This is a genomic window from Methylomarinum vadi, from assembly GCF_000733935.1.
GTDB classification, from domain to species: domain Bacteria; phylum Pseudomonadota; class Gammaproteobacteria; order Methylococcales; family Methylomonadaceae; genus Methylomarinum; species Methylomarinum vadi.
Window position 1 is genome coordinate 3,392,284 of record NZ_JPON01000001.1, and the last position, 13,407, is coordinate 3,405,690.

Sequence of the window (13,407 nt, forward strand, 5' to 3'; positions counted from 1 at the left end):
ATTAAATGTTTAAATTTGGCGTTCAAGCCGTATGAGGATTCGTGGTTTCGAGCGCATGTTGCTCCTCGCTTTGCGTTTTCGGCAGCGTGACATTGAGTTCGCTGGGTCTGCCCATGCACAAGCGTTGGAAGACGCGCGCGGCGGCGATACCATTGATGACGAAGGCGATGGTAATCGGTAGGGCGAACCAGGGGTCGTGGCCGCTGGCATGGGATAACAACAAATCTTCGCCAAGAAACGCCGGCGTGATCGGAAAGCCGATCAGGCCGAGGAAGCTTAGGAACAGCAATAGCGACAATGTAGGTTGCGTTTCCGCCAAGGCCCGATAAGCGAACGGCGAGTCGGCGAAATTATCGTTTTTCAACAGTTTCGCCAACACCACCAGGCCAAGCAACCAGGAAGGAATAATGCCGCCGGCGAAAATGGCAATATCGTAACCGGCGTCGGGATTCAGAAACCACACCGCCAAGCCCGCCAAGGACGAGCTCAGGCCGATGGCATTCCAGACGCCGAACGGACGGTGTTTCAGGCTGAAGGCGCTCAATGAAGCGAGCACCATGAACACGGCCAGCGGCAGGGCCAGAAATTTGCTGTCGACGCCGGTGCCTTCGATGACAAGAAGGAACAAGGCAAAGCCGGCCCCGGCGTTCACGACTTTGAACCAAAGTTTCATGCCGTTGATCCTGGAGCCGATGCGTTTCAACGGGTCCCATAACAGCGAACGTACCCAGTGTTCCAGATTACCTTCCTGCAGGGAAAACACATATAACGTGTTTTGCAGCACTTCCGGCAGGGTATCGCGGAGCGACGCGGGTAAAAATTCGAAGCGGGTTCTTTGTTGAATGTAAAAGTCGAAATCGGCCGAACTTTCCACCCGCAACAAGTGCGCGACGATCGACGGCGAAACCAGCAATTGATAGCAGCGCAAAAAGGCGTTGCCGAGAAAATGGATCACCACCAGCGTTTCCAATCCCAACGCCATCTCCATGAACATGAATCCGACCTGGGTAATCGAGGCATAGGCGATTTGGCCCTTGATGTTCGATTGCGATTTCTCCGCGATGTTGGCCACGATAACGGTCAACAAACCGATGACGAACACGATGAAGCGGGTGAGATAATGGTAGGTCCAGATCGGCGTCGTGCGCAGCAGCAGGAATACGCCCAGATGCACCGACAGCGCGCCGTAAAAGATCGCGCTGGAAGGGGTCGGGCCTTCCATGGCCCTGGGTAACCAGAAACAGAAGGGGAATTGCGCCGATTTACCGGTGGCCGCGGTCAAAATCAGGACCGAGAGCGACAACAGCGAGGCATAGCCGGCCGGGGGCATGGCCTCATTGTCGAATAACGTCGCCAGTTGGCTGAAATGTTGGCTGTCGTGAAACAACAGATGGCTCATCCAGGCGCCCAACAACAAGCCGACATCGCAGAACCGATAGATGGTATAGGCGCGCAAGGCATTGCGGATCGGCTGCACGCGATGACGGTAAAAGGCGATCAGCAGAAACGAGGAGATGCCGACGATTTCCCAACCGGCGAACAGCATGTCGATCGAGCCGGACAATATCACCAGGTTCAGGCCGAAGACGAAGGCGAAGATAGTCAGGAAAAAGCGTTTGTAGCCGCTTTCGCGATGTAAATAGACGCGGCAATATTTGACGATGACCGAAAATATCGCCCATACGCAAAACAGATAGGCGGCGCCGATTCCGTCCAGGTAAAACAGGATCGGGAAACGGTAATCGCCGGCGGCGTACAGGGTGAACCATTCGTATTCATGCCGGGGAAAACCGGCATCGGCCCACAGCAACAACAACGAGACGATGCAGGCGCCGAGCAGAAAGGTAAAACGGTAGCTGATCCTGGCAATGGTGTGTTCGTCGTTTTTCGTCAGCAACAGCACGATCAACCCCAATAAGGGGACGAATTGGCTGGCAAGCAGTAATAAATTCATGCGTGTCTCCTGATTAAACGGTGGACGGGGATGGTTTCCGTTTGGCCGGCGAAGACTTGCTCCGAGCGAGGGGCATCGGGAACCTGATAATCATCCGGCAAATGGATCGTTTCCCAGCCCTTGCTGCCGTACAAGTACATTTTCCGGTTGCCGGGGTGGCAAGAGACGAACCTGACCCAATCGTTATCGATCCATTCTCTTAGTTCGCCCAGCTTGGCCACGGCTTTATTCAATACCTCGGTGCTTTGTTCGACCACGATCAGCAAGCGGGCCGGTTCGTGTACTTCGATCATTTGCGACGGCAGGCCAGTGCGCAGATCGCCTTCGACGCCATTGGCGACGCCGAGCAGGCCGATGACGTTGTGGGGCAGCTTGGTGCCGGCCCCGTAGACCGAATTGTCGATGCGGGAAAACAAATACTCGAGATTGATGCCGCCGCAGACCGGGATCGCCGCCGACAGAATCCGGACCAGAATGTCGCCGTGCGGGTCGGTTGCGGGTTCGTAGGAATGCAGAAAGGCGCGGCGGTCGAGAAACAAGTCCCGCGTCAACGACCTGCGCCCGATGACGCAATACAAATTGTTGGAATGGTTGTATTCCGGGCGCGGTTCGAAGATCGAGGAAGCGCGTTCCTTGACATGCTTGTGCGCTTTCTCCGCGGACGCCGTTTGCGGACTCAATTCGAACCAGCGGCAGCGTTCGTAGGCATTGCGCTGCAAAGCCTTGTTCATGGTCACCTGAAAATTTTTCAAGTAGGTTTGCAGGCCCGGAACCGGTTGCTCTTCCAACAGATGCATGTCGAAATAGGTCACTTCGTCGCGGCTGGTATTGTGCAAGGCGGCCACGAAGCGGGTCGAGTCGGGAATCACGATGCCTTTTTCCCTCAGGATGGCGCGCACCGAATCATGGTTGGCCATCCAGGCAAAGGCGCGGGCATTGGGTGCGCCCGGTTTGCCGGCGCAAGCGCCGCAGTCATAGGCGGCCAGGTGCGGGTTGTTGACACTGCTGGAACCGTGCGCGACGACCACCACTAACGGCGCGAAATTTTGGGTCAACCCGATGTTGCGCAGTAATCCGCTCACCCGCTCCGCCATCTCTTCGAAGGAAAATCCCAGCAGATAACCGTCTTCGTTCGGTTCGTCGGATTCCCGCAAAAGATGCAGATGGGAATGCGAGTCGACCTCGCTGAGCGTCTTGATGTTGGGCAGCTTGTTACTGGGGCGGAACACATTCCAGGCCATGCGCAGCGCATAACCCAGTCCCAAAGTTTGGGTATAAAGCCAACCGCGGAGCATGGAATGGGGCGTGAAATGCAGGTCGCTCAGATGATTGCCATGGTTCTTTTTGCCGTTTTCCGTCTGCTTATTCGTTTCCTTGATCAAATGCTTCGGCACGATGACATTGGGGCATTGCGCCACAGGGTAGGCATCGTCCAAGCCTTGATAGAGAAAATCGATGCCGAAAAAGCCGGCCGCGCCGAAAGTGTCGATGCCCGGATTGATTTCCTCCAGATAACGCCGCAACGAGCATTCGCGATCGTCGATGCAGAATAGCGCCTGAATGTCCGGCTGACTTTTCTCGCCGTTTTCGGGTTTTGGTTCGTCCTTCAAGGCCTGCAATAATTCGCTGTGCAGCGACCATTCCATCGCCTCATGCCAGACTTTCAGATGTTGCGGGATTTTCGGACGCAAGGCGCCATTTTTCAGTAACGGCACGTCATTCAACTGGGGCATGTCGCCGACGCGGGGAAAATGCAAGCCTTTCTTCTTCAGGATAAAGGCCAATTCCACGGCCAGTTCCAGCGCGATCATTTCCTTCAAGGATATTTCGCGCCGGGAAAGCAGCGCTTCCGGAGTTTGTTCGATGATGCGGACCATGCCGGACCAACCGGGATGGGCCAGTTGCATTTCCAATACGTATTGTTGATAAAGCGTTGGGTCGCCGACGATTTTGTCCAAACAACTATTGATGACGTCTTCGGCATTGTCGCTCAACAGTTCCCGTATACCCGGTTCATTCAGAGGATAGAGCGGCAATAAACTGTTTTGCGCCAGCCGCAACACGCATTCCCAGAAGCGTTCGCCGTCCTTGGCCAGGCTCCAGCGGCTGATGCCTTGATCCAAAAAATTGCTCAGCAGGCGGAATACTACCGGGTGCGCCAACGAATTCAGGTCGACTTCGAGCCGGTTGATCCAGGCATTGCGGATACCATGGTTGGCGAGCGAAAGCGGCGGATAATGACTGACATCGTCGTGGGCGAACAAACGTTCCCGCAATTGTCGTTGGGCTTCTTCCGCATAACCGGTATGTTGCAATGCCCAGTCGATCGCGAAGTCCTTGATACGGCCATTGCGATACATCGCTTGGTATTCCGCCAGCGGCAGATAGCTGCGGGCACCGAAAACCTTGGCCGCGACCGCGACGCCTTCGTGAAAGGGCAAATGCTGGACGGCATGCAAGGTATTGTGGTGGATGAAATCCTTGATCGGCCCCTGGGTCGGCAGCCAATGGGCGATATGTTCGATCGCGCCGGCGATGTCGAATGCCGCGGAACGATTCCCAATAGAAGAATGTTCCGTATTTTCCGGTTGTTCACGGTTGTTCATGACTTGTTAAACCTCCTTAATAGATAAAGCATGGTTTTAACGCTGGTGCGCAAACATCGCTGCTTAACCCTGCTTGCAAAATGTTTGGCGGTAAAACTTGCTAAGGTTATCCAGCCAAACTTCTCGGCTTTGATCGGATTCAGTCGATCACCGGCCGGGTTACTCGAAAGGGTTAATACAGGAACCGTGCCAGCTAAGGCTGACAGTGACAAAGGAGGCCTGCAAGCGGCGGATTATCAGGGATTATGTGGAATTTGACAGGCGGCGGGCGGGTTTTTTAGGGTGGTGAAAATTTCGTGGTTATGGTTCATTTCAACCAATTTGTTTGGGTGTTATTCCCCTTTGCGGACCTGGCTTTAGCCGGTGGAGCCGGCTAAAGCCAGGTTTTTCGGGGTGTCCGGACATGAGATGAGTTTGGCACGGTTATCGCAATAGGCTGGTTTTCCAATCAACATGAGGATGACCTTATGAATGACTCGATAACTAGCTTGCCTAAAACAGGCATTCGCGGACTGGCCGAGAACTGGCGTAGCGACCTGCTATCCGGCTTTTTGGTGTTTTTAATCGCCTTGCCGCTGTGTCTGGGGATCGCGATGGCTTCGGGCTTCCCGCCCATGGCGGGTATCATCACCGCGATCGTCGGCGGACTCGTGGTGTCCCGGATCAGCGGTTCTTACGTGACTATCAACGGCCCGGCCGCCGGTCTGATCGTCGTGATCCTCGATGCGGTACAAACCCTGGGCCAGGGCGATGCGATGGCCGGTTACCGTTATACCTTGGCGGCGATCGTCGTCGCCAGTATCCTGCAAGTGCTGTTGGGCGTTTTCAGGGCCGGCAAGCTGAGCGCGTTTTTTCCGACCTCGGTGGTGCACGGCATGTTGGCCGCGATCGGTATTATCATCATGGTCAAACAGGTCCATACGTTATTGGGGGTGAAGCCGGAAGCCTCCTCCTTGTTCGGCGCCATCGGCGAGATTCCCCATTCGGTGCTTTACATGAATCCGGAAGTCGCCTTGATCGGCCTGCTGGGTTTGATATTGATGGTCATTTGGGCGTTTATGAAAAACCCGTGGCTGAAAATGATTCCGGCGCCGATTCTGGTCGTCGCCATGGGGTTTGCCTTGGGCCAGTATTTCGATCTGGACCATGTGCATCAATATTTGATTCCGACCGCCAGCGAGATTCTGCCGCAGCATCAATATACCGTGGGGCCTAATTTTCTGGTGGCGGTTCCGGAAAATTTTCTGGCCGGATTTTACTTTCCCGATTTCTCCAAAATTGGCAGTTATGAATTCTGGATCGCAGTCGTTTCCATTTGCCTGGTCGGCAGCCTGGAAAGTTTGCTGAGCGCGGCCGCGGTGGATAAGCTGGACCCGCATAAACGCAGTTCCGATTTGAATAGGGATATCACCGCCGTCGGTATCGGTAACACGGTTTGCGGTTTGATCGGGGGCTTGCCGATGATCGCGGAGATTGTGCGTAGTTCGGCGAATATCAACAACGGCGCGAAAACCGCTTGGGCCAACTTTTTTCACGGCGCATTTCTGTTAATCTTCGTGGCGCTGTTCCCGAAACTGATCCACGAAATTCCATTGGCATCGTTGGCGGCCTTGTTGGTCTATACCGGTTTTCGCCTGGCTTCGCCCAAGGAATTCGCCAAAACCCTGGCCGTCGGTTGGGACAGTTTCGCCGTGTTCGTCATTACCATCGTCAGCGTGTTGGCGACCGATTTGCTGATCGGCGTCGCCATCGGTATCGTCGTGGAGTTTTTCTTCCATGTGACGCGCGGTTTGAAATGGCACAACGTTTTTTCAATGGCCTATCATGTGCGTCAAACCGATGAAGATACTTACCACATCGCGGTTAGCGGTTCGGCGGTATTTTCCAATATCATCAGTTTGAAAACCATGGTTTCCACTTTGCCGGAACAAAAAATCATCTATTTCGATCTGAGCGATTCGGACCTGATCGATCATACCGTGATGGAATTCATCCACCACTTTGCCGAGGATTATCAGCATGCCGGCGGTGTTTGTAGAATCATGGGATTGGATAAGCACCGCGCGTATTCCGCTCATCCTTTGGCGGCACGGCGCAAACATGCGACTTGATTCGTTGTCGGATGCCTCCATTTGCAGTGTGGATGCGGGGCCGGTTTAAAAACTTTACCATCTTGGTCATTACTGCCTTCGGTAGCATTGGAAGCCAATGCACCGGAGGCACGATAACGTCTGGAATACTGGCTGAATGGATCTCGAACAAAGCTCTCCGAGCAATGATTTATGAACATATCCATCTTTTGCACGATTAAACGGAAACGACTATTCAGTATAAGAATGCTTTTCTATCAGTTACTTGCTCCAGAAGACGCCGTTCACCCAGCACCTAAATAAACGAAGATGATTTGTCGCAGCCATTAGCCTATGGAATTTAGGTGCTGGGTAAATATATCCCTATAGGCTTGGATGCGACCTCCTTGTCGCATACGCTTCTTCCGCAAGTAACTGATAGTAAAGGACTTATTTTCTTGATATCAAGCTGAATAGTTACAAACGAAAGTCCTAAAGAGGACGACTGCAACAATTTATTGCACTTTTCCGGCGATAATGTCAGATTAAGTCCCGGTTCCGCAAAATATCGTTCGCCAATCGGAGTTGCCATGAAAAAAATCCTTTTCTCCTTGCTGTCGGGCTGGCTATTTGCCGTTTCCGCGCAAGCCGCCGATACTTACACCATCGATTCCCGCCATACCTTTCCCGGTTTCGAAATCAGTCATCTGGGGTTTTCGGTGCAACGGGGCCGCTTTAACAGCACCCGCGGCAAGGTCACGTTGGACCCCGACGCCGGCAAGGGTAGCCTCGATATCGCCGTCGACGCGGCCTCCATCGATACCGGTTTGAAAGACCTTGAAGAGCATCTGCGCGCCGAGGACTTTTTCGATGTTGCCCGCTATCCCAGGCTGGTTTTTAAATCGAACCAGCTCCATTTCCGAAACAAGAAACTGGTGGCCGTCAACGGCCAATTAACTATGCATGGCGTCACCAAGCCGGTGGAATTGAAGGTGGATCATTTTCATTGCGGCATCAATCCGATCGCGTTAAAAAGCGTCTGTGGCGCCAATGCCTTCGGCACGATCAAACGTTCCGATTTCGGTATCGATAAATATGTGCCGATGCTGGCCGACGAGGTCAAATTGGTCATTCAGGTCGAAGCGGTCAAGGATTGAGTGTAATTCAGGATTTAGTCATTTTTCATTTAGGTGCTGCTCGTGGCGCAATCCAATTACCGTGAACGACTGCTGGCGTTGTCGAATCGTCTGGTCGAAATTCAAAAACCCATACAGATTCTGGATAGCATCAAATGGCCGCATGCGTTCAGGGAGCATTTTTTCGACAATAATGCCGGCGTGCTGCCGCCGGCCGATTTGGCATTTTATCAACGGCAGCTGCCCGCTTTCGATTTGCCGGCAACCCGGCAGGCATTGGCGGAACTGAACCGGGATATCGTTCGCCAACTCGGCAAGAACGATGCGTTGGGAGCGATTCTGCAGGATACTACCCTGCAGTACATGAACGTGGTCGATTTGTTGCACAGCCGCGGCACCCCGGCTTTTTTAACCCATAGCCAGGCCTTGTACGGTTCCGCCAGGGACCACCTGCGCGGCGACAACAAAAGCCTGTTGGAGTTGGGGGAGCGTTTATGCGCGATTTTTTCGCTGCCGGCGGCAAAGCATCTTAACAAGGTGCATCCGAAAATTTTCAGCGCCGAACAGGCCGTCGAGCGCTTGTCGCGGCGGTTGGGGCAGTATTTCGATCCCGGCGCGTTGAGCGTGATCCAGGACGACGGGATCGTTTCCGATGCCTCGGCCGGCGGCGACAAGATCAAGATTAATAACAGGGCCTTGTTTTCGGAATTGGACTTGCAGGTGTTGGAAGTGCACGAAGGTTGGGTGCATGTCGGCACCACCCTGAATGGCCGCGAGCAACCCTGGGCCACTTGGCTGAGTGTCGGCTCGCCGAGGATTACCTCGACCCAAGAGGGCTTGGCGGTATTGATCGAGACGCTTACCTTCAGTTCCTTCCCGAACCGGGCCAAACGCATCAGCGACCGGGTCATCGCCATCGACCTGGCCGAGCAGGGCGCCGATTTCATCGAGGTCTACCGTCATTTCGTCGAACGCGACATCAGTCCGCATGACAGTTACACTATCGCCCAGCGCGTTTTTCGCGGCGGCATGGTCGAAGGCGGGGCCTGTCTCACCAAGGATTTGTCTTATGTCAGGGGCTTCATCGAACTGGTCAACTTCATTCGCAGCACGACCCTGGAAGGGGTGCCGGAAATGCTGCCGATGCTGTTCGTCGGCAAGGTGACCTTGGAGGATGTGCCGGTGTTGTATGAGCATTCGCTGGACGGCCTGATCGCTTCGCCTAAATATTTGCCGCCGATGTTCCAGGACTTGAACGGACTGTATGTCTGGTTCGGTTTTTCGTCCGGCATCGCCCAGATCGATATCGAAAACGTGCAAGAACATTATCGCCGGCTTTTTCTGCGCTTGTCGCCGTCGCCCGAGATGCCGGCGGAGGACTGCGAGTACGAATAGAAAGGATATCAGCCTAGCCATAAAAAAGCCCCGCGAGGCGGGGCTTTAAGACTGATTACGGAACGGTTAAGGCCGCCCGAGTTATTGAACCTTGATCAGTTCAACATCGAAAATCAGTGCGGAATTCGGGCCGATCACTCTGCCGGCGCCGCGTTCGCCGTAGGCTAATTGCGCAGGGATGAAAAAACGGTATTTGGCCCCTTCTTTCATCAATTGCAAGCCTTCGGTCCAGCCGGCGATCACCCGGTTCAACGGAAATGTGGCCGGCGCACCGCGATCGTAGGAACTGTCGAATACCTTGCCGTCGATCGTGGTGCCCTTGTAATGCACGGTGACATTGTCGGTGGCGGAAGGCGAAGCGCCGTTGCCTTGTTCGATGACTTCATATTGCAGGCCGCTGTCGGTCGTGACGATATTGTCCTTTTTGCCGTTTTCGGCCAAAAAGGCTTCGCCGGCGGCTTTGTTTTCTGCAGGTGAAGTGGCATTGGCGATCGAGAACATGGTAAATCCTATGATAAAAGCGGTTAAAACAGCGATAACGCGGTGTGTTTGATTTTTCACTCATTCTCCCCCTTGTTATGGTTCAAGCCGATAAGTTTACCAAAAAAACGGCCTATGCTGACTATTTCCATTTGCGCTTTTTGCGTGGCGTTGGCTTATCCGGCCTGTTACGTGACTATGTTTGCCGCCAAGCTCTGGAGGGACGAAAACATCGTGCCCTCCCTGGCGGGTAATGAATTAATTAGTCGCCAGGAAGACTAAACAAGCAATTTCGGCTATTCTGCCATTTTTATTTAATCACGATCACAAACCATTGCGATGAAGACAAAAGGACGTTCATTAGTTTTATTGTTGCTCTGCCTGTTTCTTCTGTTAACTGGGACGGCATGGGCGGAAAAGCATACGACGACGACCGATACGATGCTGAAGGCCGTTCGGGAAAAAATAGCGATAACCAGGGATAAAACGAATATCGATGAAGCCCTGCGGCTCAGAATCCTGAATGCCTATTATGCCGCGGAAGATAATCTGGAAGAATTGGCGACGTTCGAGCAAAAGAGTCAGGAAGCCCAGAAGCAGTTAAAAAGTCTGCCGGCGGAAATCAAACAGCTGTCTAAGCGTGTCGAGGAGAAGGAAAAACAGCTTAAAAATCAGAAATTGGAGAATTTTTCGCTGTATCCGACCGACGAGCTGGAGCAGCGCTTGATCATCGAAAAGTCGAATCTGAACGAATTGAAGTCCAAGATTAACGACTTGGAAATACAGCTGACCGATCAAATGAAACTGCCGCAGCAAATCCGCGAACAAACCGCGGCGATCAAAAGCGCCCAAGCCAATCTGAATGAAGAGCAGGCCTCGCTGGCCTCATTGGTCCAAAACAAACAAGAACTCGATGCGAGACAAGCGCAATTGGACAGCCGTTCCCGTAAACTGAATGCCGATTTGGCCTGGCTGGATTTGGAGAATATCGTCTATCCGCTGAAAGTGGAGGCGCAAAAACAACAGTTGCAACTGTTAAATCTTCAGGCGGATCAATTGTCCGCGCTGATCAAGGCCATCGACGATTTTCTGATCGAACGGCGCCAACAGGAAATCGATCAGGCCCAGGCCGATCTGATCCAGGCGGAGAAGGAAGCGTCGGACAAAGATCCGGTGATCCAGGCCGCCACGCGGCAGAACATCCGCTATAATCAATTGCTGCAGGAAACCAACCAAAAGCTGGAATATTATCTCGACAAGAAAAACAGCATCGATAACCGCTATAAGCAATTGGAGAAGGACTACCAAAGCGCCGAACAAAAAATCAATCTGGCGGGCCTGAGTCCGGCGTTGGGCAATTTATTGCGGGAACAACGGCGGAATTTGCCGCTGGGTAAAAATTACCAAGACCTGTCCAGCACCATTCAAGAGGAAATGGCCCACGCGGGCTTGGAGCTGTTCCAACTCGGCGAAGCGCAAAAATCGTTGGCGGACATGGACCAGGCCTTGGCCGATCGAATGGCGAAATCGGTTCCGCCCGACCTGGATCAGAGCGAAAAGCTGAAAATCCGCACCGAATTACGCCTATTGCTGAATAACCAAAAAGAATTGGTCACGAAACTGAGATCGCTTTTTTCCGGTTATTCGAGAACCTTGGCCGATGTCGACTTTGCCTTGCACCAGTTGATCTCATTGGGCGAAAAATACGGGCATTATCTGGATGAACGCTTGCTATGGGTGCCGAGCGCCCCGGTGATCGATAAGCACTATATCAAGGAAATTTATCATTCGCTGCTCTGGTTCGGAGACATCGCCCATTGGCGGCAACTGGCGATCGATATCGATCACAGCGTTCAGGCCAGTCCCTTTCAAGCAGGCTTGGGCATCTTCATTATTTTTCTGCAATTTTGGTTCAGGCGGTTGATCAAAGCCAATATGCAAGAATTGCTGAAAAAAAGCGGCAAGCTTTATTCCGACCGTTTTGTATACACGTTCGACGGCCTGGCCTTGGCTTTTCTGTTGGCTTTGCCGTTTGCCTTGCTGCTGGCGTGGTTGGGCTGGTTGCTGTCGAGTAACGCCCAGGCAGCTAATTTCAGTCAGTCGGTGGCCGATGGCTTATTGGCGGCCTCGTTGCCGATGTTGATATTGCAGTTCTTTTATCAGTTGTTCAAGCCCAAAGGGGTGGTGCAATCCCTGTTCAACTGGCAGGAGAGGACCATCGCATTGCTTTATGGGCAAATTAAATGGATTCGTTCGGTCGTGATTCCGGCCGTGTTTTTGATCGGGATGTTTGTCGATGAAGCCTATTCCGAGCACAGTTATACACTGGGCAGAATGGCGTTAATCGTCACGATGCTGGTTCTGACCTATGTCCTGTTCCGCTTCAGTCATCCCAGCCAGGGGCTGGCCAGGGATTTTTATCAGGAGAAAGCCGGTAGCTGGCTGAGCCGCTTGCGCTATCTTTGGTGTGCCGCCATCACGCTGATGCCGGTCGTCATCAGCGGCTTTGCCATCGCCGGTTATTACCAAAGCGCGTTGGAGTTGCAGCATAAATTAGTCATTTTGCTGCGATTGGTCTTTTTTTCCGTCATTTTGCATGAAATCGTGATCCGTTGGTTGATGCTCGCCAACCGGCAAATGGCATTGAAAAACGCCAGACAAAAACGCAAACAGCAGGAACAGGCGCTGGCCAAGGAAAAAGAAGGCGCGCCCGCGGCGATCATTATACCGGAAGAGGAAATCCTCCTGGATATTCCCAAGATCAATGAACAAAACCGGAAGTTGCTGTCCGCGACCATCATCGCCATATTAGTCGTCGGCAGTTGGTTGACGTTGAGCGACATTTTGCCGGCTTTTTCCATTTTCGAGCGCGTGGTGTTGTGGCAGCATACCGTGGCAGTGGACGGACAGGAATCGTTGCAGCCCATTACCCTGGTCAATGTCTTCGTCTGTCTGTTGTACCTGGTGTTAATGCTGGTGTTCGTCAATAACTTTTCCGGCCTGGTCGATTTGATCTTTGCCGGCAAATACAGCATGACCGCCGGCAGTCGATACGCGCTGGTGCAGTTGACCCGCTATACGGTCATTACGATCGCGCTGATCGCCGTGGCCAATGAACTGGGCGGCAGTTGGTCGCAGGTGCAGTGGCTGGTAGCCGCATTAGGTGTCGGCCTGGGCTTCGGATTGCAGGAAATTTTCGCCAATCTGGTGTCGGGCATCATCTTGTTGTTCGAGCGGCCAATCAGGGTCGGCGATACAGTGACCGTCGGCGATGTCAGCGGCAAGGTTAGCCATATCGAAATGCGGGCGACGACGATCATCGATTGGGACATGAAAGAACTGGTGGTGCCCAACAAAACGTTTATCACCGAAAAACTGATCAACTGGACGCTGACCGATACCGTAACCCGTGTCGTCATCCCGGTCGGCATCGGTTACGGTTGCGACGAGGAGTTGGCGTTGCGTATTTTTAAACAGATATTCGAGGAATCTCCCTTGGTCTTGAAAGAGCCCGAGCCGCAAGTGTTTTTTATCGGTTTCGGCGAGAGTTCGCTGGATTTCAGTTTACGCATCTTTGTCCGCGACTTGGCGGACCGCCTGCCGGTGACGGACGATATACACAGACGGGTCAGAAGGGCATTCAAGGAACACAATGTCGAAATTCCGTTCCCGCAACGCGACCTGCACATCCGCTCTTCGGACGTACCGTTGGGACAGGCGTGAAGGAAGGATAGAATGGTACTTCAATTTAAACTACGTATCCCGGC

Annotated in this window: 8 protein-coding genes; 5 read left to right on the forward strand and 3 right to left on the reverse strand. The window is 53.1% G+C overall.

Annotated features, from left to right (window positions below; genetic code table 11):
• Positions 1–22 precede the first annotated feature (22 nt).
• Positions 23–1,954 (reverse strand): proton-conducting transporter transmembrane domain-containing protein, encoded by a 1,932-nt coding sequence (locus EP25_RS0116870; RefSeq protein WP_084191072.1) that lies wholly within the window; start codon positions 1,952–1,954, stop codon positions 23–25.
• Positions 1,951–4,560: a YbcC family protein gene (locus EP25_RS0116875; protein WP_084191073.1), complete on the reverse strand. Its 2,610-nt coding sequence runs from the start codon at positions 4,558–4,560 to the stop codon at positions 1,951–1,953. The genes EP25_RS0116870 and EP25_RS0116875 overlap by 4 nt, the downstream gene beginning before the upstream one ends.
• A gap of 467 nt (positions 4,561–5,027) precedes the next feature.
• Between EP25_RS0116875 and EP25_RS0116880 the strand changes: the two genes are divergently transcribed.
• From EP25_RS0116880 to EP25_RS0116890, 3 genes are all read left to right on the forward strand, one after another.
• Positions 5,028–6,671 carry a SulP family inorganic anion transporter gene (locus EP25_RS0116880; RefSeq protein ID WP_031434983.1) on the forward strand — a complete coding sequence of 548 codons (1,644 nt, stop codon included), beginning with the start codon at positions 5,028–5,030 and terminating at the stop codon, positions 6,669–6,671.
• 548 nt (positions 6,672–7,219) lie between these two features.
• Positions 7,220–7,786, forward strand: a complete 567-nt coding sequence (locus tag EP25_RS0116885) for a YceI family protein (protein ID WP_031434984.1) — start codon at positions 7,220–7,222, stop codon at positions 7,784–7,786.
• A gap of 42 nt (positions 7,787–7,828) precedes the next feature.
• The gene (locus EP25_RS0116890) at positions 7,829–9,160 is read left to right on the forward strand and encodes a flavohemoglobin expression-modulating QEGLA motif protein (protein WP_031434985.1); all 1,332 of its coding nucleotides are present in this window, start codon (positions 7,829–7,831) and stop codon (positions 9,158–9,160) included.
• Between the two features lie 81 nt (positions 9,161–9,241).
• Here the strand turns inward: EP25_RS0116890 and EP25_RS0116895 are convergent, their stop codons facing one another.
• Positions 9,242–9,661, reverse strand: a complete 420-nt coding sequence (locus EP25_RS0116895) for an FKBP-type peptidyl-prolyl cis-trans isomerase (protein WP_051906784.1) — start codon at positions 9,659–9,661, stop codon at positions 9,242–9,244.
• Between the two features lie 114 nt (positions 9,662–9,775).
• Between EP25_RS0116895 and EP25_RS23515 the strand changes: the two genes are divergently transcribed.
• Both EP25_RS23515 and EP25_RS0116905 read left to right on the forward strand, forming a co-directional pair.
• A complete protein-coding gene (locus tag EP25_RS23515; RefSeq protein WP_160172747.1) occupies positions 9,776–9,922 on the forward strand; it encodes a hypothetical protein in 147 nt (48 codons plus the stop codon).
• 57 nt (positions 9,923–9,979) lie between these two features.
• Positions 9,980–13,363 (forward strand): mechanosensitive ion channel domain-containing protein, encoded by a 3,384-nt coding sequence (locus tag EP25_RS0116905; RefSeq protein ID WP_031434987.1) that lies wholly within the window; start codon positions 9,980–9,982, stop codon positions 13,361–13,363.
• The last annotated feature ends 44 nt before the right edge of the window (positions 13,364–13,407 follow it).